Origin of the sequence: Kordia algicida OT-1, from assembly GCF_000154725.1 — a bacterium.
Taxonomy (GTDB): domain Bacteria; phylum Bacteroidota; class Bacteroidia; order Flavobacteriales; family Flavobacteriaceae; genus Kordia; species Kordia algicida.
The window spans coordinates 1601498-1622591 of the sequence record NZ_DS544873.1 but is presented as its reverse complement, the minus strand read 5'-3'; the positions used below and the strand labels follow the sequence as shown (position 1 = coordinate 1622591).

The following is a 21094-nucleotide window of genomic DNA, read 5'->3' as shown; positions in this document are numbered from 1 at the left end:
AATTAGGTATTAAAGACCATTTGAAGTACAATACCCAAAACCCAAAACCTATCAAAAATAGGGGAAAACCGTACTTTAGAAAAAAAACAAATTTGTAAATTATTCATGCTTTTTTAATCGGAAATACGTGACGCTAAGTAAACTAACAGACTATTTTCAGCAAAAACACCAACTCGTAGACAATCAATCGTATTATTTAAAACTGTCTGTGGTTATGGGAATGGTGCTTACCGTTTTCGTCTATATATTTGATCCATACGATAACTATTTGGCAATTCCTAAGTTTGAAATTCCGATCAAAATCATTCAACTAGGTTACGGAATCAACACAGCTTTTGTTATTTATTTCTTGTATTGGCTGCTTTTTAGAAAATTTCGGGTTGCTCACGGAAATCGTCCTTGGAAAACCTATCATCATTGGTTGCTTTTAGTTGCCATACTGACTATTGCAGGTTTTTTGGGAACAGTATATCATCGCTTTATGATGGATGTTGGCGAAGTAGACACCAATTATTATTTATTTGTTACCATTCCGCGATCAATTATCATTGCAGTTCCTTTATTCGTAATCACACTATTGCTCGATCAACTATATACTAGCAAAACTTCTCAGAACAACATTGTTACGTCATTAAATACAGTTGTTAAACAAGAAAAAGTAACTCCATTAGAGAACAAAATCATTCTAAAATCACCTATAGTCAATCAATGTATAGAAATTATTCCTTCTGAAATTCAATACATCAAAGCATCAGGAAACTACGTAGAAATCTATTCTACAGGGCATAAAAAATCAAAATTATTTCGTGCACCTTTGCGATTTGTGGCGACACGTTTGGAAGCTTATGATTTTATCATAAAATGTCATCGACAATACTGTATAAACATTCATAAAGTTGCAACATACAAAGGCAATTCACAACGACTTTTACTAACATTTAAAGCTTTAAAAGAGCAAATTCCGGTAAGTAAAAGCTATACAAAAAAAATCCTTTCGTATATACAAAACGAAGAAAATTAGTGATAATTCATTCGTCACAAAATGTATTCACTCGTCACATTTTCTTTCAAATCACTCTAAATTAGACTATTTTTATGATCGTTTTTTAGTTACTATACCTACAATTTTAGTAACGAAAATTCATAATTTAATCAATAACCATATTAAAAAACTTAAATCATGAAAAAAAAGAATGTAAGTAAATTAATCCTTCAAAAAAGTGCTATTTCAAGATTAGACCATTTACGTGGTGGTAATGTTGCAACTCCAATAGCTGTGGGTACAAATGTATGGTCTAACTGCGAAGTATGTGACACAGTTAGAAAAACCCAATGTAAAGGAGACGATTGTCCTAACTTTACAACTCCATGCAACGCAGTAGCACAACCAATTGATCCAAACGCAGCAGGAGCAGTTTAACACATGAAAATTACAAAGAGAACTCTAGGGTTCACTTTTTTATGACCAAATTAAATCTCATAATTTAGAAACAGAAACATGTATGTCAGTTATTTTGTAAGCTGTTTCTAACGTGTAAAGCAACAGTTTCCATTGTTGGTAAATATTGAGAATTTAGTATTACGATCAAAAGCGAGTCAATAAGGCTCGCTTTTATATTTTCTAAAAGTCTTATATCTAACATCTCAATACTGAATTCTCATATCTAAGTATAAATATGTATCTTGATAGCTTCAACCAAAACACTAGCAACATTGAAAAAAATAAGCTACTTTTTACTGCTTTGTCTCTTTGTACAATGTCAGCCAAAAGCGAAAGAAGAAAAATCCGAAAACGAAACAACAAAAAATACGAAAACTACCAACGTTTCTACCAAAATTGCCACACTTTCTTTAGCAGAAGCCAATCGTTTAGCAGCTTTACCATTGCACTGCATGCAGGAAGAATATCCTAATAAACTCAATCAAACCATAGGAAGCGAAGAAGATTTACAATCGCCAAAAGCATTGCATCCAGCATTTTATGGTTGTTTTGACTGGCATTCGTCGGTACATGGACATTGGTCGTTAGTTACGTTACTAAAGCAATTTCCAAACTTGGAAAACAGCGCTGAAATCAGAGAAAAATTAGCAGAAAATATCTCCAAAGAAAACATCGAAATCGAGATTCTTTATTTTAAAGGAAAATATAACAAATCGTTTGAACGCACATATGGTTGGGCTTGGCTATTGAAACTCGCAGAAGAATTGCATACGTGGGACGATCCGTTAGCACGCGAACTAGAAATGAATTTACAACCAATGACCGATATAATTGTTCAAGGATATTTAGACTTTCTTCCAAAACTCAACTATCCAATCAGAGTTGGAGAACACACAAATACGGCTTTCGGACTCACATTTGCGTACGATTATGCCAAAACAGTTGAAAATGCAGCGTTAAAAAGCTTGATAGAACAACGTGCAAAAGATTTCTACATGTCAGATGAAAATTGCCCAATCTCTTGGGAACCAAGCGGATTTGACTTTTTATCACCTTGTTTGGAAGAAGCTGACATCATGCGAAGAATCTTATCAAAAGAAGATTTTAAAACATGGTTAAATAAATTCCTACCGCAATTAGCAAACAAAGACTTTCAACTCGCACAAGGAAAAGTATCTGATAGAACCGATGGAAAATTGGTGCATCTTGATGGTGTAAACTTTAGTAGAGCTTGGTGTTTATACGGAATTGCCAATGAATTTACTGAATATGCACACCTAAAAAATGTTGCTAACGAACACATCAATTATTCTTTGCCAAGTATTGTAGATGACAATTATGAAGGAACACATTGGTTAGGATCTTTTGCTATTTACGCTTTAAATACTGCTGCAAATGTTCAGGTGGATTAAAAATATCGGACCAGGAACGTTGGTTGCAGCTGCGTTCATCGGACCAGGAACAGTAACACTTTGTTCCAAAGCAGGTGTGCAATTTGGCTACAGTTTACTATGGGCAATGTTGCTCTCTATTATTGCTACGATAGTATTGCAAGAAATGGCGGCACGCACAGGAATTATCACACAAAAAGGTCTGGCGGAAGTCATCAAAGGACAAATAACGAGTCCGTTACTACGAAACATCGCTATCTTTCTAATTTTGGGTGCTGTAGTGATTGGAAATGCGGCATACGAAGCCGGAAATATCTCTGGGGCAAGCTTAGGAATGTATGTTTTTGGAGAAAAATATGCTGTTTTCTATCCAGTTTTGATCGGAATCGTCGCTTTTGTGGTCTTATTCATAGGAAATTATAAAATATTAGAACGAAGTTTGGTCGCGCTCGTATTATTGATGAGTATCTCATTCATAATCACGGCAATTTTGACCAAACCTGACATTGTCGCAATGTTAAAAGGAACATTCACACCAACAATTCCAGAAGACAGTATTATTGTTATCATTGGCTTGATTGGAACTACCGTTGTTCCATACAACCTCTTTCTTCATGCGTCTTTAGTCAAAGAAAAATGGAAAACGAAAGAAGATTTAGCAAGTGCTAGAAAAGATACTATTATTTCTATTGTTTTAGGAGGAATTGTCTCTATGACCATCATTGTAGCGGCAACAGCAATCACAGGTGGAAGTGTAGACAATGCATTCGATTTGGCAAAAGGATTAGAACCTTTATACGGTGAAAATGCCAAATATTTACTAGGAATTGGCTTATTTGCTGCAGGAATTACTTCTGCAATCACCGCGCCTTTAGCGGCTGCGTATGTTGCAAAAAGTTGTTTTGGGTGGAAAGCTTCCTTAAAAGACAATCGTTTTAGAGCAGTTTGGATGATAATTTTAATACTAGGAGTTGTGTTTTCATCTCTAAAACTCAAACCTGTAGAAGTCATCACATTTGCGCAGGTTGCCAATGGATTATTATTGCCAATTGTCGCGATTTTTTTAGTCTGGATTGTGAACAAAACCAATGTTTTAGGGAAATACAAGAACACATTATTTCAAAATATATTAGCAATTTGTATCATCCTCATTACTATAATTTTGGGAGTCAAAGGCATTTATAAAGTATTTTAAATAACGAAAACAAGCAATTTATTTAGAGTCTAAAAGCGAAGCAATCTTAATTCTAGATTCACAACAATAATCTACAGCAACTATTGAAAAACGAAGTGTATTTTGATAAAAAACCGAAAAATCTCCATATCAATTGTGATGTTGGAGAAGGCGTAGGCAACGAGGAAATCCTCATGCCGTACATTAGCGCGTGCAATATTGCCTGTGGCGGACATGCAGGAAATTTGGAAACAATGCAAGAAATTGTAGTATTAGCCAAAAAATATCAAGTGGAAATTGGCGCGCATCCTTCTTATCCAGATCGGGAAAATTTTGGACGTATTTCTATGAATATCGCTTCCGCAGAATTTATCAAAACCATACAAAATCAAATCTCAAATCTGGAAGAAATTGTCGCTTTACATGATGCAAAAATTACACATATAAAACCACATGGTGCATTGTACAATGATGTGGCAAAAAGTAAAGAAAAAGCACAACTTTTTTTAAAGGCAATTTTAAAATATAAAGACAAATACAAACTCTATATTCTGTATAATTCTGTGATTGAAACGGAAGCAAAAAAACAAAATTTTCAAGTCGTTTATGAAGCGTTTGCTGATCGAAATTATAACGACGATTTGACATTGGTTTCACGAAAAAATGATCGCGCAGTTTTAACTAAAATAGGGGAGATTATTCCGCATGTTTCTAGACTGAAAAATGAACAAAAAATACAGACAATTTCAGGAAAAAAATATAACTTGAAATCAGATACGTTTTGTGTACATTCTGATACGATATCAGCTATCGAAATTATACAACAATTGCACACACATTTTAATGTTGAAAATGAAGTTGAAAAACCTGAGTTTCCAAACTACAAACCTTATGGAAATAACGGATTATTGCTCACTTGGGAGAATAAAATGAGCTCAGAAGTGCTAAACTCTGTGTTGGAATATCAAGAAAAAATTAAAAAATTTAATATTAAAGTAATACTTAATATAATACAATCAAATAATTCATTATTAATTATTTATGATAATGAAAAAGTAAATTTAAAGTCACTCCAACATTTGTTGGAATGGCTTTCTTTGCAAACTTCCAATAAATTACAGCCGCGAAAATCAATCTGTTGGGAAATTCCTGTGTGTTATGATGAATTTTTTGGAATTGATTTGGATGAAATTGCACAAAAAAATAGGCTTTCAATTGAGAAAATTATCAAGCTACATACCACTCCAAAATATCAAGTTTTTTCCATTGGTTTTTTACCTGGTTTTTTGTATTTGGGCGGACTCGATAAACGACTGCATATTGATCGAAAATCAACTCCGCGATTGGCAGTCAAAAAAGGTGCGGTTGGCATTGGTGGAATACAGACAGGAATTTATCCAAAATCTAGTCCTGGTGGATGGCAAATTTTAGGAAATTCGCCACTCAATTTTTTTGATGTTTCTAATGAAAAACCATGCTTTGCCAAAGCAAGAGATTTTATAAAATTTGTACCAATTTCAATTGAAGAATATCACGAGATTTCAACAGCAGTTTCTAATGGAAATTATCAACTAAAATTCACAGAAACATGTTAGAGATTTTACAAAGCGGATTGCACACTTCTATTCAAGATTTAGGAAGATTTGATTACCGAAATTATGGCGTTCCTGTTTCGGGTGTGATGGATGATTATCATGCAAAATTGGCAAATCAGATTTTAGGAAACGATGAAAATGCTGCTGTTTTGGAAATGACATTACAAGGCACAAAGTTAAAATTCCATGAAAATACACAAATCGTACTTTGCGGAGCAGATTTGTCGCCAAAACTCAATAGAAGCGATTTAAGAGCGAATATTCCTGTAAAGGTGTCCAAAGGTGACGAATTGGAGTTTGGGAAGCGAAATTATGGCGTTCGAGCGTATCTGGCGATTAAAGATGGTTTTCAATCATCAGAAGTTCTTCAAAGCAGGAGTTTTTATGATGGAATCACAGAAAAGTCAAGAGTTACTACAGGTGATGTAATTCCATATAAAGTATTTTCAGGGAAGATTCAATCGAAAGCAACAATTGCTGTACAGCAGGAAATTTTCAGTAGTAACGAAATTTGTGTTTATGAAGGTCCAGAATTCGATTTCTTATCAAAATCACAACAAGAACAACTATTTAATACCATATTTTCCATCGGATTAAATAACAGAATGGCGTATCAACTTGAAGAAACTATAAAAAATGACTGTCCAAGTATCATTACTTCGGCAGTATTACCTGGAACGATTCAGTTGACACCATCTGGAAAACTGATTGTTTTAATGAAAGATTGCCAAACGACAGGTGGTTATCCGCGTATTTTACAATTGGATCAAAGAAGTATCATCAGACTTGCTCAAAAACATACAAGAGATCAAGTTTATTTTAAGAAGCTTTCAATTTTGTAATATCAATTTCATCAGAAAGCAATTGTATGGCATCTTCTTCTGATAATTTCCCCAAAATATCCTGTGTTCCTTCTTTAAAACTGTCGTGATGTAAGAACAGTCGCCATAGCGCACGAATAAATTCGGTATAATTCAATCCGTCATTCCACTGTATAATTTTTTCAGTAAACGCCTTCTCAATATGTGATTGAAGAATGATGCGTGACGCGCTTTTGTTTTTCTCTAAGGAAGTCATTTGGAGGTTCGTAGTATTATGAGGAAGCGAATGTAGTGTCAAAAAAAATAGCTAGCAAGAGGAAAGTACCTTAAAAAAAGGGGATTTTTCCCCTTGTCAAAAGGAAAAAACCTGAGATTTTGTGTGTTGTTTCAGCTTAAAAATCTAACTATCAGTTTTTTAGCAAAAAACCTGAGTATAAGTGGTTTCATTAAATTTTTTATTGTGCTTCTTTATAAATAACTTGTTCGCGATAATCAATAATATTATAAGTATGAGTGACTACAAAACCCCTAAAGACAAACTTATTAGTAGTGAACAAGCATTAGCGTTGAATGAATGTTATAAGGCAAAGCAAAATGCTGGCTTTGGCGCAGAAAATGATAGTAATTTTTCTTGTTCAAGCTGGTATTCGCTAGAAGACTTGGAAGGTTACATAAATTATGTAAAGGAACAAGCAACAGAAAAGAAAATTAATGTTGATGGAATTCGATTCTATTTTGGAGTATATCCAGAAAATTCTGAAGACAAAACAAAAGCTGGGCAAAACACAATGTTTTTATGTCCTACAAGTCCTTCAGTTGAAAATTGTAGTAAAGATGTAACTAATATTCAAGCTATGAATTTTGGAAGTACAGGGAATCCTCCTCAAAATGATTATGGAGAATAAAAAGAAATGATTGCATTAGAAGAATTAAGATCTTTTACTGGGTATTTGGCGTTGGCTACTTTAATTTTTGGAATTATATCCTACAAAAATTATTCTAGTACCAATGCCAAATATTTTATTTACAGTATTTTAATTTCAGTTATTACTGAATTTACAAGTTTATATTTCAAATCGTTTGGAACATTCTATTCGAATATATTTGGGCAGACAAATTTTCCAATTGCCAATATATTTATCATTGTTCAAATTACATTTTACCTGTGCTGGATTCGTTACATTTTGAATTCAAAAAACAGAAAGAGAATCATAGGATTATTTATCATAGCTTATTTGTTGTTTTCTGCATTAAATCTAATATATGGGCAAGTCTTCATGACTGGATTGCAAACATATACATACGCAATTGGTGTAATATTTTTACTTATTACCATAAGCTTCTATTTTGTAGAATCGTTTAATAAAGAAACCATTTTTAATATTATGGACTCAATTAAATTTTGGTTCATTTTAGGAGTTTTATTGTTTTATGGAACTTTTATGCCTTTTATGTTTGCCTTTAATGTTTTTCTTGAAGGAGATCAACGAATATTTAGTTTAGTAACTTTTGCATTAAATGCAATTATGTATGGATGTTTTGTTGTTGGATTTTATAAAAGTTATAAAGTTAGAAATCAGCAATTATAAAAAATGACAACCGAGGAAATTCACATCTTAGTATTTATTTGCGCTTCAACGATTTTTCTTGTAGGAATATTATTAGTGATTACTTTAGTGTTTTTACATGGAAAAAAGCGGAAATTCATCAATTTAGAATCTGGTGTAAAGAAATTTCCTTAAAATGATATTATTTGAAGAAATCTTATGAACGATCAAGAAATACAAATGCTGGTAGCTGCAACATCTATGGTGTTGCTTATTTTGTTAATTACCGTCATTATTCTGTTTGTCTTCTTTCAAAAGCGTAAACTAAAATTTATCCTTGAAAAGAAAGAAGCTGAAAAGCGATACATGGAAGAAATTGCCAAATCGCAAATTGAAATACAAGAACAAGCTTTGCAAAACATGAGCTGGGAATTGCATGATAATATCGGACAATTGCTGTCGGTTGCACGTATGCATATTAACATTCTGGGTACACAACTCACCGAAGGAAATAAAGAGAAACTCGACGATATTAGCGAAATTGTTGGAAAAAGTTTGCAAGAAATCCGATTACTTTCTAAAACGATGAATACTGAAATTATCCAGAATATGGGCTTGGTAAAATCGATAGAAGTAGAATTAGATCGTTTTAATAAGCTCAACTTTTTGGCAGCGAGCTTGCGTATTTTTGGTGAAGAAAGATCGTTGGATATTAAAGAAGAAATTATATTATTCCGTATTTTACAAGAATTCTTTTCGAATGCAATCAAACATTCCAAAGCTAAAAATTTAGAAGTAACTTTAAACTTTGAATCCGATCGCTTAATTATCATGGCACAAGATGATGGCGTTGGTTTTGAAGAAGAAAAAATAGAGAAAGGATCTGGATTAATCAACATGAAAAGTCGTGCCGCCATCATAAATACAGAATTTACGATGAAATCGGCTAAAAATAAAGGAGTTTCCTTAACTTTATCCTATCCTTATAAATAAGCGTAATGAAAAAACATTCAGTTGTAATTGTAGATGACCATTTGCTTTTTGCACAATCCTTGCAAGGTTTGGTCAATGCATTTGATGAGTTTGAGGTTTTGTACCATGTAAAGAATGGAAGCGAACTAATAAAAAAATTATTAGAGTCTGAAAACGTTCCAGATATTATTTTACTAGATATTAACATGCCAGTAATGAATGGTTTTGAAACCATGGAATGGATTAAGGAAAATCGTCCTAGCATTCAGGTTTTGGCACTTTCTATGGACGACCATGAGGAAACAATTATTAAAATGTTGCGTTTGGGTGCAAAAGGCTATCTCCTGAAAGACATTCATCCAGAAATATTTTACAAAGCATTGAACGAAGTAATTTCTAACGGAATTTACTATTCAGAACGTGTTGCTACTACTTTGCTGAATTCGTTACATGGAGGCGATGAAAAAGAAACTTCTAAAGGAAAACAATTGAAAGATACCGAACTTACGTTTTTGAAATTGGCGTGTACAGAAATGACCTATAAGGAAATTGCGCAAGAAATGTGTCTGAGTCCAAAAACAATTGATGGTTATCGCGAATCGTTATTCAAGCATTTTAAGGTAAAAAGCAGGATTGGTTTGGTGTTGTATGCGATTCGAAATAATATGGTGAATAGTAAGTAGCTTCGCTTTTGGATCGCTTCGCTTTTTGATCGCTTCGCTTTTGGATCGCTTCGCTTTTTGATCGCTTCGCTTTTGGATCGCTTCGCTGATCTTCTTAGATTTCTTGGTATGTAGTTTCAAAAGGAACTCTAAATTGTGGTCCGTAAATGCCATTTTCACTACGAACGCCACAACCAATAATCATGTTGATTTCTGCACCACGAGGAAGTTTTAGAATCTTTTTTACACGCAATGTGTCGCTTCCTTCCATCGGACAAGTATCATACCCAATAGCTGCCATACTTATCATAAAATTTTGAGCTGCCAAACCCGCGCTTTTGTGTGCAACAATTCGTAAATCGCTCAGTCGGACTTGTCTGTAGATAGGTCGAAACAATCCAACGATATTGAAAAACGCATATTTTATCCAGCCGTAAATTCCTAGGAATTCAGCATAAATAGGTGGAATCAATTTTTGATAATAGTTCAAAGCAAATTTTTCTCTTTTTGAATATTCTTCTTTGGGTTTATCACCAAATTGACTCTTTAAAAAGTGTACATTCGCCTTTGCGCGTTGTTTCCATAAATCTTTTCTAGCGACGACAACGACTAATTGTTTGGCAGTTTTAGCGGCATTTTGCCCCAAGCAAGCTGTTGTAAGTTGTTTTAAAGTAGTTTTGTCGGTTACATGATAAAATTCCCATAGTTGTAAATTGCTACTTGTAGGCGCCAATACTGCATTTTTAAGGCAGTTTTTTACTTTTTCAGGATCAATCTCAATGTTTTTGTCAAAAACGCGTACAGAGCGTCTGTGCTGAATAGCTTCGGTTACAGTTTTTTCTGGAGTCATTTTCAAATGTAACAATCTTAGCGCGAACAAAAAAAAGAGAATGTTTGTAATAACATTCTCTTTTGTAAATAACCTAAAATAACGTGAGTTCGACGTAAGAATTTTAGTTTGAAACTTTTCTTTTCCGCAGTATAGCAGGAGTTTTTCGTTAAAAATTTTTGAAACCTTGGAGAAATGTTAATTCATGAACTCCATAACTGAAAATAGAGCATGGTGAACTAAAATTTAGAAAAACTCATGCGGTTTTAGTTTTTCCCTAAAAAAAAACTAAAAATACCTCTGGAAAAGTTCCTTTTCTTTTGTTGATGCCAGTGCTGAACTTGATTCAGTATTCTTTGGGTAAGCAAAGAAAATGAAAGTAAAGCCTTAAAAATGAATTATATAGCAGAATTATTTCTAAAATTACTATAAATATAAATTGATTGATTTATATCGAACTGACGTTAAAATATACTTCGAATTTAGCTTTTCGGTTTATGGATTTCTATCATCATTTTGATTTCCACTAATGTCAACTGTAAATCTTGAAGAAGTGCAAGTATCCTGTCTTTCTTTCGTTTCATATACGCCACCAATAAGATTATTAATTGCAATGACATCTAATCTTGAAATATTGATTTTATTTAACTTTAAGTGTCTGTTTTGAAATTTTTTTCATAATGATAGTTTTAAAGTTTGTAAGTAATTAGCAATTTTCGCCTTTACTGCTAAAGTCAACTGTAAATCTAGAAGTTGTACACGTGTCACCACAGGTTTCAGGACAGGTTTCTTCGTTTGTTTTACCAGGACAAGTATTAGCTGTATTTCCTCCTAAAATGGCATGTGAATGTTGTAGGTTTAGTTTAGAGACATTGATTTTGTTTAATTGTAAGTGCTTTTTGAATTTTTTTTTCATAATACAAATTTTAAGTAAATAGTTTTTTGATGATAATTTTTATCACCATCCAAACATAACTTAGATTCCACACTCTTCACAACATTTGAACCCTATTCTAAACAAAATAGGGCAGTTTTTATGTGTTTTCTTTGTTTAAATTTTTGATGTAATACGATGGATATAAGGAAGTTTGCTTTTTAAAATGCTTTGTGAACGAGTCTGCACTTTTATATCCGACTTCTTGTGCGATTGATTTGATAGAATAGGCTCTAAATAGCGAATCGGACTTTAAACGTTTTAATGTATATTGTATGCGAAGATCATTAATGTAATCATTAAAACTGATCTTTTTATGTGTATTGATGATTTTTGATAAGTAGGTTGCGTTGGTTTTTACTTTTTTGGCTACGAAACGTAAATTACAGTTTTCGTCTAGGTATTGTTCTTTTGCTTCAAATTTTTCCAAGCCTTTTAAAATAGCTTGCGCTTTTTCGTCGGTAATCGTAACTGCTTTTTTGGTAGTTGTATTTTTTGGTGCTTCAACCGTATTTTTTTTTGCTTCAAGTGTAGATATTTTTTCAATCAAAGCTTTGTAGGCAAGTTGTTTTTGCTGTTCTTTTTTTCTGTAAAAAATCGCACCAATGATTAATCCCACAAAAACCAAAGCTAATAAATAATATAGATATTTGACTTTTTTCTCCGCTTTTGCTTCCTTTTTGCTTAGTTTCTCAATGAGAGCAATACGCGGAGCTTCATGAAATTTGAAAATTAAATTGTTGATACGAACATTTTTTTGTGCACTTTCTATTTTGAGCGGATAATACTGTTCAAAATAGAAATCTCTATTTTCTTCATCGCCAAGCGCTTCATAACATTGCATTAACGTTTCTAATAGATACAAATATTCATAAGGAATAAATAGCTTTTCGTCACCAATAGACATATTATTTGTATTGGATGCGGAAAAACTATCTTTTAGTGCAAGTTTGGCATTTTTAGCATTTCCTTTACGAATAATATCAAATGCTTTTTCAATGTGTTTAATTGCTTTTTTATAGTCTTTTAGCGCATAATAACATTGCGCCATGTAGTAATAAACTTCAATATTTCGCTTTTCTTCCGTTTGTACGTTTGAAATTAACTTTCTAGCTTTTTCTAATATTTCTAAGGATTTTGGAATCTTATTTTTATGATAATAATACAATGCTTCGTATGGATAAAAATAACTTAATGCATCAGAATCATTACTTTTTACACTTTCTTTTAAGCCTAAATCTAAATAGATACGAGCAGAATCAAGTCTTTCCGTTTTTAGAAAATTTTCACTCATTCCGATAATAATACTATTTCTAGAATTTTGACTGATAAGTGAAGTATCTGTTGAAATACGAAACATTTCTCGGTATGTTTTCATGGATTCAAAATACTGCTTCGCATACATTTCCAACAAGGCAATATTAATTTTAATGATGTTGATTCCTTTTTGGTCACTATTCTTTTCAGAAATCTGAAGTGAGATATTAAAATCGTGAATGGCTTTTTCATATTTTCCATATTGACCATAAATTCCACCTCTTAAGTTGTATAATCTTCTTAAAATATTGCCTTGAAGACTATCTTTAATTGTTTTAGTCTTCGCAATTCCCTTATTGATATATGCAATAGATGCTGTAAATTCACCTTGCGTATCCGCAATATTTGCTAGGTAAAAATAGCTCTCAATAATATTTGTGGTATGCTGTTCTGCACTTGCTTTTGCATGAAATGCTTCTGCGTATACTTTGGCAACTTTAGGTGTATTGTATCTAAATTGCTTAATTAAGTCAATCAATTCTTTATTAGTCTTGTACGCTAAACTATCTGGAAGTTGAAAATTTTCTTCTTGTGCAAAAAGAGCCGCACATGAAAATAGAATAAAGTATAAAAATGGTAGTGCTTGCTTCATTAAAGAATGATATCAGTTATAATGTCAAAAATGAAACGACAATATATAAAAATACGTACTTTATCTTAGCTATTTTACAGTTTAAATGTATAAGAAAACGTTAAAAGTATTTTAAAAAAATCTTTAAAATTTTAAGCTTTCCTTTGTATGGTGCGTAACGAATAGGTACATCAAGCCAAGTTCCTCTTTTTGTTATTGATTTTTTATGAGAAAATGTATCAAAGCTTCCTTTTCCATGATAAGAACCTATTCCACTGTGTCCAACGCCACCAAATGGCATCCTGTGATTTACAAAATGTACTACCGTATCATTAATAGCACCGCCGCCAAAAGAATGTCGTTCTATCATACGATTGGCAAATTTTTTGTCATTTGAAAAAACGTATAACGCCAAGGGTTTTTCATATCTAGCAATGATATTACTGATGTCATCCAAAGTAGCATATACTTGAATCGGTAAGATAGGACCAAAAATTTCATCAAGCATAACATCGCTATCTAAATCGGGCTCGTCTAAAAGTGTAGGCGCAATGTATAAATCGTCTTTATCAACAATGCCACCATGTAACACTTCTTGATTTTCTAACATTTTTGCCAAGCGATCAAAGTTTTTTTCGTTGATAATTCTTGTGTAATCTGTTGATTCTTGCGGATTTTCTCCATATGCCAGTTTTATTTCTTCCATCAAAACTTTTAAGAAGTCAAACTTTGCCTGCGCTTGCACAATTAAATAATCGGGTGCAATACAGGTTTGTCCTGCATTTAAGAATTTTCCCCAAACAATGCGTTTTGCGGTCAATTTAAAATCTGAATGCAAATCAACAATACACGGATTTTTTCCGCCAAGTTCCAAAGTCACAGGAGTCAAATGTGGCGCTGCTGCTTTGGCTACTATTTTTCCAACATTTACGCTTCCTGTAAAGAAAATATAATCCCAGCGTTCTGCTAATAATTTTTGTGAAATGTCTACACCACCTTGCACTACTTTTACATGATCTTCCTCAAAAACTTCTGTGATGATTTCTTCCAGAATTTGTGAAGTATTTGGAGTAAGTTCAGAAGGTTTTAAAACTACGGTATTTCCAGCAGCAACAGCACCAATTAAAGGAGCTAATGCCAATTGATACGGATAATTCCAAGGAGCAATAACCAACGTAGTTCCGTAAGGTTCTGAGTGAATACGATCGCTAGAAGGAAAGTTGAGCAACGAAGGAAACACACGTTTTGGTCGTGCCCAAGATTTTAACTTTTTAATCGTTAATTTCAGCTCTGTAAGTACAATGCCTGTTTCGGTGAGTACTGCTTCAAACTTAGGTTTTTTAAAATCGGCATACAACGCTTCACAAATATCGTTTTCACGTTTCTTAACTACTTTAAGTAGCTTTTTTAACGATTTTCTGCGATAATATACATCCTGCGTTTTACGAGTTTTAAAAAAATCTTTCTGCGCTAGTACGATGTCGGAGCAGTTGTATTCCATAAACTATTGTGTTGTGTGATCGATTGTGCTAAATTATCAAATTTTCCTTGTTCAGCGAATTCCTGAATTCTTTTTGGACTAAATCGACCGTTTAAGTATAAAACAGTGTGTTGTTGATTTTTATTTAGATGTACAATGACTTCTCTAATTACCTCATTTTGTTCACGAACAGAAACTAATGTACGTTTTTGTCCTTCATTTTTTCTAAAAATATCCGTAAAACGTTCGTTTGTGAGTAAATTAATTTCATGCTGAATTGCACTTTGTTCAGTCAAACTATTCGGTTGTAACTGTATGTATCGAAGATTATTCACATTTTGTAAAGCTGTGTTCATTTCTGGCGAAAGTCCTTTTAAAAGCGTCAACATAAAACGTGGCACTTCTACAGCAGTGACATTTGCATCATTTTTATGCGCATTGTAAAAGTTGTTCATAGAGTAATAGCTTCCGCATGCAATACAGGCGAACAAACTTAACATCAAGATAATTTTTTTCATTGGTTGATTTTGGTGTTAACAAAGGTAAATTATATTTTTATTTTAAAGTAAGTGTATTTTTTGCAGTTCGTTCAATTTCTTCTTTGTTTAACATCATTTTTCTAAATTTCCCTTGAACGTACATTGCTGCCTGATCGTCATAATGTTCACTAAACGGATTTCCAGATTGTCCCGTTGGCAAAATACTCATGCTGTTTTCAATGTCTGAAAAATCTACAATGCGTCGCGTGGAAGGTCCGAAATACACTTTATACGTTCCCGAATTATCATAGTGATAGCCCAAATTGTTAATCACTTCACGCGTTCCAGGAACTTCGTATGGTCCAACATTAAAAAACGAACGCAAGCTTTCTACTTGTCCAATTGGATGTGGATGTTCCACAGTATGCACTTTATTCCATGTCCAAGCGTTCATATCTTTTCCCAATTGTGTTTCCAAATTTGCAATGGCTTCTTTAAAAGACTTTAGTAAAATATCTTTTCGCGTTTCTTCTTTTTCTGTAGAAACATCATCGTACCAAACAGATTCTTGATAGAGTAGTGGAGAAGTAAAACGTTTTAGAATGTGTGTCTTAATCAGCATTTCAAATGTTTCCTGATCGAGTTCGTCTGCAAAAGTATTTTTTAAATATTGATAGATAAAACTATGATACATCGTAGGCGCAATATCAGTAAGTTGATTGTCACCATTCCAGTTTTGAAGTACGGTGATTGCTTGTTTTTCTTTTGCAGAAAATTCATTATTTTCAATAAGCTTCAAAACCTCCTGAATGGTCTCTGCATGCACTTTTGCCGTCACATCAAGTGTCATTTCCATCATGTCTGCTTTTGTCCATGTATCTTTGGCTTCAATCAATTCTACAATGCGTTTTGCTCTGTTTTCGGGCAAATAATATCCTGGATATAAACTTCCGTTGATACTGTCTGGCTGATTGTTTGCAGAATACACATAATTCCACGGCGGATTGGTTGCTCTTGGATTTTCAGAAGCATCCATAAAACGAATCGGTTCATCTTTCCCTGAACTTCCGTTTAAAATTAATTTCGAATTTACATGTGAAGGTCGTTCAATAAGCTGTCCGACAGCGTACCAACCAATATTATTTTCTGCATCGCCATACATTAAATTTAATCCTGGCGCATGAATTTTTCCTACTGTTTGTTCAAATTCCTGCTGATTTTCTGCATGCGACATCCTATAGCAAGCTTCCAACAACTGATTTTTTCGTTGTGTATAGACCCAACACATCGCGACAGGTTTTTCAAAATCAATTCCATTGGCAATTCCGTTTAAAATAGGTCCGTGAACAGAACGTTTTAGGGTTAAGGTTACATCATCTGCATCTTTAACTTTGATTGTTTTCGTGGTCGTTTCAAACGTAGCAAAACCTGTTGGTGTTTTGTATTGTGAAGCATCTGTAGTATTATTTTCCTCCCAATAGAAATCAATATCATCGTTTTCAAACATCGTCATTCCGTAGGCAATTTTCCGATTGTGGCCTAACATTGGAAATGGTGTTCCAGCCAAGTGATAACCGTACATTTCGTAGGTTGGTGTATGTACATGCGCTTCATACCAAACCGAAGGTTGTGAAAATCCAATATGCGGGTCATTGGCAAAAAGCACTTTTCCTGTGGCTGTTTTTTGTGGCGCTATAACCCAACTGTTGCTTCCAATAAATTGCGGAATTGGCAATGGTTTCAACGCTTTGTCAATCGAAGAAACTAAGGTGTTTTTAACTTTTGCTGTGTTTTTCGGATAGTTTTGTAAAAGTGTCGTTTTCGGATCAATGTGCAATCCTAAATCGGTTAAGTATTCGTTTCCTAATTCCTGCTGAATGCTTGTCAATAACGGATCGGTTTTATGCGCCATGGCAAAGCTAAACGCCATGTAGCCAAAGATATTATGAATGTCTTTTATGGTGAATTCAGTTTTGTCAATTCCCGTAAGGTAAAATTCAATTGGTGTAGCGCCGTGTTCAATAAATTCGTTGATTCCGTTGATATATGCTTGTGCAAGTTTGTAGCTTTTGGAGTTTTTATCGAGTGTATTAACTGTTTTTTCGGAGTTTTCATCAATTCCAGAAGCAACAAAAAAACGATCGGTTGGTAAGGTAGCTTCACCAAATACTTCAGAAAGTCTTCCCGGCGCAATCCTGCGAATTAATTCCATTTGCCACAGTCGATCTTGTGCATGTACAAATCCCAAAGCCGTAAATGCATCCGTTTCGTTGTTGGCGTAAATATGCGGAATTCCATACGTATCGTAATGAATGGTTACTTCTTCTTGTACGTTGGCAATGTCTAGATTTCCATTATAGGTTGGTAGTAAAGTTCGATAGAAAATGTATATGCCAATGCATATGAGCAAAAGGATTCCAATAATTTAGCAGCTTTCTTCACAAATGATGGTTTTTTAAACTACGAAAATTTATTTACAATACAAGTTTTAGAGATGTTGGTAATCTGTAGTGAAGCTATCGTTTATCGGCAGCTTCCGCCTCTACAAGTTGCTACTTCGCATTCATATTCGCTTTCGGAATTGGTAATGCAGCACATATCACCATTTTGATCGCATCCAGGCGCTTTTCCACCAAGAATTACTTTTTGTTTTGATTTGCTCAATACGGAGCCTACTTTTTTAATTTGTTGTAACATAAGATTATTTTTAAATAATTAATGACAAAAGTTACAGAAATTATTATAAAAGATTCTATGTGAACGCCTTACTAATAGTGCGGTTTGGAGTAGTGTTGAGTTTATAGAAAGTTTTGTGATTAAATTGTTATTTCTTACATAATTAATCAGAATAAAAATAAACAGCGTGAGATATTTTTGTAAATTTAGGAATACAAAACACTAATTTTAAACATTAAAATCATGAAAAAAAGAGATCTTAAATCATTAAAATTAAACAAAAAATCAGTTTCAAACTTAGATGCAAACGCTACAAAAGGTGGTGCTGCGGGTACAAATTCTTGGGTTGGTCTGTGCGGAAAATCTTGGGATCAATCCTGTAAATGGACAGAGTTTTTATGTGATTGGTTCTAATTCAGAGTGTCACATAGTAAATGCTATAGAGCGAACTTCGGTTCGCTTTTTTTGTTATAATATTTAATGTTTGAAAATTCAATTCTCCAACAAATCTCTAAAGCCTTGCCAACATCATTAGAAATATACAGAAGCTGTTTAAAAAGTATTCGCAAGTATCATTTTAATGAAATTTTGACTTTTTAAACAGCTTCTTTTAGTTTGTATACTTTGAATTTTAGCTATTCTTCTTCCTCTACGGCAACATGACCTTCATCAATAATATCATCTACTTTTTCTTTTAATTCAGATTCTAATTTTTCTGCTTCTGAAAAGCTTGATTTTACCACAGTAAATTCACAATAAAAAGGTAAATGATCGGAACCAATATCACTTAGAGTTTTGATATTGTGTACTTGAATTTCTTCTGAACTGAATAGTAAATCTAGCGGAAATCGCATAAAACTCGGACGTACAGGAAATGTTGCGTGAATTCCTTTTCCCAATCGAGAATCTTGCAAGCCTGAAACTTTTGCAAAAAGTCGTGCACTTCTTGACCAGCATACATTATTGAAGTCTCCCGTAACAATGCTTGGAGATTTTAAATCTCGTACTAATTTTGCCACTTTTAGCAATTCTGCATCTTTTTGTCTGGCAGTAGGTTTTTCTTGTGGAGCTGGCGGTGGCGGATGAATTCCCCAAAAGACGAAATCATTTCCATCATTATCAAACATATGTGCTTCAAGGGCAGGTCTGTCGTCAGCAATAAAATAATGTTCGTCTATATGTTCTACTTTAAGTTTGGTGTAAAAGTGAATTCCATATCTATTTTCTTTCGGAATTTTGTACACAAATGAAAAATCATCTTCCAAAACTTCTAGCGCTTCTTCCCAAGCTTTGTTTGTTTCTAATGTTAATAATATATCTGGTTGTACTTCTTTTACTAATTTAATAAGTCGCTCATAATCTGTATTGCTTTGAAGTACATTTACACTAATTACTGAAATTGTATTGTTTGCTTGTGAAGGTTTTTTAAAAATATTGTATGTAGGAAGATATGGGAAAATGATACATATCTGATAAAAGATAGTTATACTCAAGAATATTAACGCAGTAAGAAATAGAGTTGCATCTTCTTGATAATAAACTACGAGTCCAATTAAAAGTAAAATCTGAATGACTAAAATTTGAATTCGAATGTAGTCAAACATACGAAATGTCCAATGTGAAATACGGAAAGCAGGAAAGTAGCTTACTATAGAAAAAAGAAAGGACAGTATGATGAGTAGTATATTCAAATGATGTTTTTAGATTTTAACAATGCATGGTTTAAATTCAAAAATACACATTTTACGATACACATATTAGTTCATTCGCTGAATTTATTAGTGTAAATACTTTTTTTCAATACTATTTTGAAGTTCTAGATTTGGTAATTTTAACGTAATGAAGCGTTATAGTATTCTAAAAATATCATTAATGCTTAAATACAAAGAGGTTGTTTCAAAAGGTACTTTAAAGGTTATTTTAGAATTGATATAGAACTCATCATATTGACTTTAGAAGGCTATAAGAACTCAAAACCTTACTGAATAAAGTTTAATACATGAGTTATACTTGTTAGAAATTGAACTTTTGAGACAACCTCTTTTACAATTTTAATTTCGAATGATTTTTCCCGTTTTTTCATTTCCTTCACGATCTCTAACTACATAGAAATACAAACCTTTTTGTTGATTTTTAAGATTGATTTCTTTAGAAATAGTGGGTTTTTCCATAATTTTTTCTCCATTACTATCAAAAATTACAATTGAATAGTCGTCTAAATTATCACCACTGAATCGAATTGTAGAAGTAGTTGGATTTGGAAATATTTGTATATTTCTAAAAAGGAGTCCGTTAGAATCATCGCAACTTTCTCCAGTAACACAAGAGGTAAGAAGGTCTAAAATTCCAAAGCCAGGAATATGATGAATTCCAATTAATACACCAGCATAAAATTTCTTAGAAAGGATCCCATTCGAAATTTCTAATCCGATGCTTCTTACAGGATTTTCTAGACATTTTTCTCTAAAAACAGGATTTAATCCGTTCAAGACTAACAACGTTCCATCATCAAATTTAATTGACCAAGTAAATGTGAGATTTAATGTTGTATCAGCTAAGTTTGTAAGGCTACTTGCTGTACAAACATTTAGTTTGCCTTCTAGCGTAATATCTTCAGGAACAACAGATTCATAACCAATACACGTAAGTAACGGAATTGGTGTTGGTGTAGGTTCCCAATTGGTTTCAATGGTTACGGTTTTCATATCAGAGCACGCGCTTTCAAAATCTTTACATTTTACAACATAAACAGTTCCGCTATCATGTCCCATATTTCCTTTAATGTATGCGGTTGGTGTTCCTTGTCCTGAAACAATATCCAAATTTGGAGAGGTAACTATCCATTTATAGGTCCAGCCTTCGCCCGAACCTTCTGGAACACTAAAGGCAACTCCGTTTCCAGATTGATATACGGTATCTGGCCAATCTGTGGAATCGCAACCACTCGGTGATTGTGCATATGTGATACAATAAATTAAAAAGATTGAATAAAGTAAAATTTTTCTCATAACAGTTTGATTTAATGGTTAATAATAAAATAACTTTAAAAGTCACACAGAGATGTACTGCCTTTTAATTCTATTAATAAATAAGATATAGATTACTATATAAAAAGATTTACACTTCTAATAAAGTAGAAATTAAGATTTATAAAAATAAGATTAAAGCTACATATTTTAAATATTTTTTATAAATTTTAACGATT

General features: G+C 33.1%; 21 protein-coding genes. 11 read left to right on the top strand and 10 right to left on the bottom strand.

Translation table 11 applies throughout. The annotated features are described in order from the left end of the window. Nucleotides 1–127: 127 nt before the first annotated feature. The 6 genes from KAOT1_RS06830 (at nucleotide 128) to KAOT1_RS06800 (ending at nucleotide 6443) form a co-directional block, all read left to right on the top strand. Complete coding sequence (locus KAOT1_RS06830; protein ID WP_040559384.1) at nucleotides 128–1021, top strand: LytR/AlgR family response regulator transcription factor; 894 nt, start codon at nucleotides 128–130, stop codon at nucleotides 1019–1021. 159 nt (nucleotides 1022–1180) lie between these two features. Then, on the top strand, nucleotides 1181–1420 hold the full coding sequence (locus KAOT1_RS06825; RefSeq protein WP_007094020.1) for a hypothetical protein: 240 nt from the start codon (nucleotides 1181–1183) through the stop codon (nucleotides 1418–1420). A gap of 293 nt (nucleotides 1421–1713) precedes the next feature. Continuing rightward, nucleotides 1714–2853 (top strand): DUF2891 domain-containing protein, encoded by a 1140-nt coding sequence (locus tag KAOT1_RS06820; RefSeq protein ID WP_040559926.1) that lies wholly within the window; start codon nucleotides 1714–1716, stop codon nucleotides 2851–2853. Further along, nucleotides 2837–4027 (top strand): Nramp family divalent metal transporter, encoded by a 1191-nt coding sequence (locus KAOT1_RS06815; protein ID WP_007094018.1) that lies wholly within the window; start codon nucleotides 2837–2839, stop codon nucleotides 4025–4027. Before KAOT1_RS06820 ends, KAOT1_RS06815 begins: the two co-directional genes overlap by 17 nt. An 83-nt stretch (nucleotides 4028–4110) precedes the next feature. Continuing rightward, the gene (pxpB, locus tag KAOT1_RS23525; RefSeq protein WP_007094017.1) at nucleotides 4111–5601 is read left to right on the top strand and encodes a 5-oxoprolinase subunit PxpB; all 1491 of its coding nucleotides are present in this window, start codon (nucleotides 4111–4113) and stop codon (nucleotides 5599–5601) included. Beyond that, complete coding sequence (locus KAOT1_RS06800) at nucleotides 5595–6443, top strand: 5-oxoprolinase subunit C family protein (protein ID WP_007094016.1); 849 nt, start codon at nucleotides 5595–5597, stop codon at nucleotides 6441–6443. The genes pxpB and KAOT1_RS06800 overlap by 7 nt, the downstream gene beginning before the upstream one ends. Here KAOT1_RS06800 and KAOT1_RS06795 read toward each other — a convergent pair. Continuing rightward, nucleotides 6421–6678 carry a hypothetical protein gene (locus tag KAOT1_RS06795; protein WP_007094015.1) on the bottom strand — a complete coding sequence of 86 codons (258 nt, stop codon included), beginning with the start codon at nucleotides 6676–6678 and terminating at the stop codon, nucleotides 6421–6423. The genes KAOT1_RS06800 and KAOT1_RS06795 overlap by 23 nt on opposite strands. A gap of 253 nt (nucleotides 6679–6931) precedes the next feature. On the opposite strand from KAOT1_RS06795, the gene KAOT1_RS06790 reads away from it, so the two are divergent. The 4 genes from KAOT1_RS06790 to KAOT1_RS06775 all read left to right on the top strand — a co-directional run bounded on the left by KAOT1_RS06790 (nucleotide 6932) and on the right by KAOT1_RS06775 (nucleotide 9624). Next, the gene (locus tag KAOT1_RS06790; protein ID WP_007094014.1) at nucleotides 6932–7327 is read left to right on the top strand and encodes a hypothetical protein; all 396 of its coding nucleotides are present in this window, start codon (nucleotides 6932–6934) and stop codon (nucleotides 7325–7327) included. 6 nt (nucleotides 7328–7333) lie between these two features. Further along, entirely contained in the window at nucleotides 7334–8011 is a 678-nt protein-coding gene (locus KAOT1_RS06785; protein ID WP_007094013.1) for a hypothetical protein, read from the top strand. 177 nt (nucleotides 8012–8188) lie between these two features. Further along, nucleotides 8189–8962: a sensor histidine kinase gene (locus KAOT1_RS06780; protein WP_007094011.1), complete on the top strand. Its 774-nt coding sequence runs from the start codon at nucleotides 8189–8191 to the stop codon at nucleotides 8960–8962. A gap of 5 nt (nucleotides 8963–8967) precedes the next feature. After that, nucleotides 8968–9624: a response regulator gene (locus KAOT1_RS06775; protein ID WP_007094010.1), complete on the top strand. Its 657-nt coding sequence runs from the start codon at nucleotides 8968–8970 to the stop codon at nucleotides 9622–9624. Between the two features lie 94 nt (nucleotides 9625–9718). On the opposite strand, the gene KAOT1_RS06770 is transcribed toward KAOT1_RS06775, so the two are convergent. The 7 genes from KAOT1_RS06770 to KAOT1_RS22805 all read right to left on the bottom strand — a co-directional run bounded on the left by KAOT1_RS06770 (nucleotide 9719) and on the right by KAOT1_RS22805 (nucleotide 17910). Further along, entirely contained in the window at nucleotides 9719–10453 is a 735-nt protein-coding gene (locus tag KAOT1_RS06770; RefSeq protein ID WP_007094009.1) for a nitroreductase family protein, read from the bottom strand. Between the two features lie 685 nt (nucleotides 10454–11138). After that, nucleotides 11139–11348, bottom strand: coding sequence for a class I lanthipeptide (locus KAOT1_RS06765; RefSeq protein WP_007094008.1), 210 nt, complete (start codon nucleotides 11346–11348; stop codon nucleotides 11139–11141). A gap of 118 nt (nucleotides 11349–11466) precedes the next feature. Then, nucleotides 11467–13275 carry an AraC family transcriptional regulator gene (locus tag KAOT1_RS06760; RefSeq protein ID WP_007094007.1) on the bottom strand — a complete coding sequence of 603 codons (1809 nt, stop codon included), beginning with the start codon at nucleotides 13273–13275 and terminating at the stop codon, nucleotides 11467–11469. 100 nt (nucleotides 13276–13375) lie between these two features. Next, on the bottom strand, nucleotides 13376–14755 hold the full coding sequence (locus tag KAOT1_RS06755; protein ID WP_007094006.1) for an aldehyde dehydrogenase: 1380 nt from the start codon (nucleotides 14753–14755) through the stop codon (nucleotides 13376–13378). Further along, nucleotides 14725–15252: a DUF4252 domain-containing protein gene (locus tag KAOT1_RS06750; protein ID WP_083777294.1), complete on the bottom strand. Its 528-nt coding sequence runs from the start codon at nucleotides 15250–15252 to the stop codon at nucleotides 14725–14727. Before KAOT1_RS06750 ends, KAOT1_RS06755 begins: the two co-directional genes overlap by 31 nt. Before the next feature lie 37 nt (nucleotides 15253–15289). Next, entirely contained in the window at nucleotides 15290–17623 is a 2334-nt protein-coding gene (locus tag KAOT1_RS06745; RefSeq protein WP_007094004.1) for a penicillin acylase family protein, read from the bottom strand. Between the two features lie 113 nt (nucleotides 17624–17736). Further along, nucleotides 17737–17910 (bottom strand): hypothetical protein, encoded by a 174-nt coding sequence (locus KAOT1_RS22805; RefSeq protein WP_007094003.1) that lies wholly within the window; start codon nucleotides 17908–17910, stop codon nucleotides 17737–17739. A 222-nt stretch (nucleotides 17911–18132) separates the two neighbouring features. On the opposite strand from KAOT1_RS22805, the gene KAOT1_RS22800 reads away from it, so the two are divergent. Continuing rightward, nucleotides 18133–18303, top strand: a complete 171-nt coding sequence (locus tag KAOT1_RS22800) for a hypothetical protein (protein ID WP_007094002.1) — start codon at nucleotides 18133–18135, stop codon at nucleotides 18301–18303. A 221-nt stretch (nucleotides 18304–18524) separates the two neighbouring features. Here KAOT1_RS22800 and KAOT1_RS06740 read toward each other — a convergent pair whose 3' ends face one another. Both KAOT1_RS06740 and KAOT1_RS06735 read right to left on the bottom strand, forming a co-directional pair. After that, nucleotides 18525–19580 (bottom strand): endonuclease/exonuclease/phosphatase family protein, encoded by a 1056-nt coding sequence (locus KAOT1_RS06740; protein ID WP_157560077.1) that lies wholly within the window; start codon nucleotides 19578–19580, stop codon nucleotides 18525–18527. Between the two features lie 360 nt (nucleotides 19581–19940). After that, nucleotides 19941–20897: a T9SS type A sorting domain-containing protein gene (locus tag KAOT1_RS06735; RefSeq protein ID WP_007094000.1), complete on the bottom strand. Its 957-nt coding sequence runs from the start codon at nucleotides 20895–20897 to the stop codon at nucleotides 19941–19943. Nucleotides 20898–21094 lie beyond the last annotated feature (197 nt).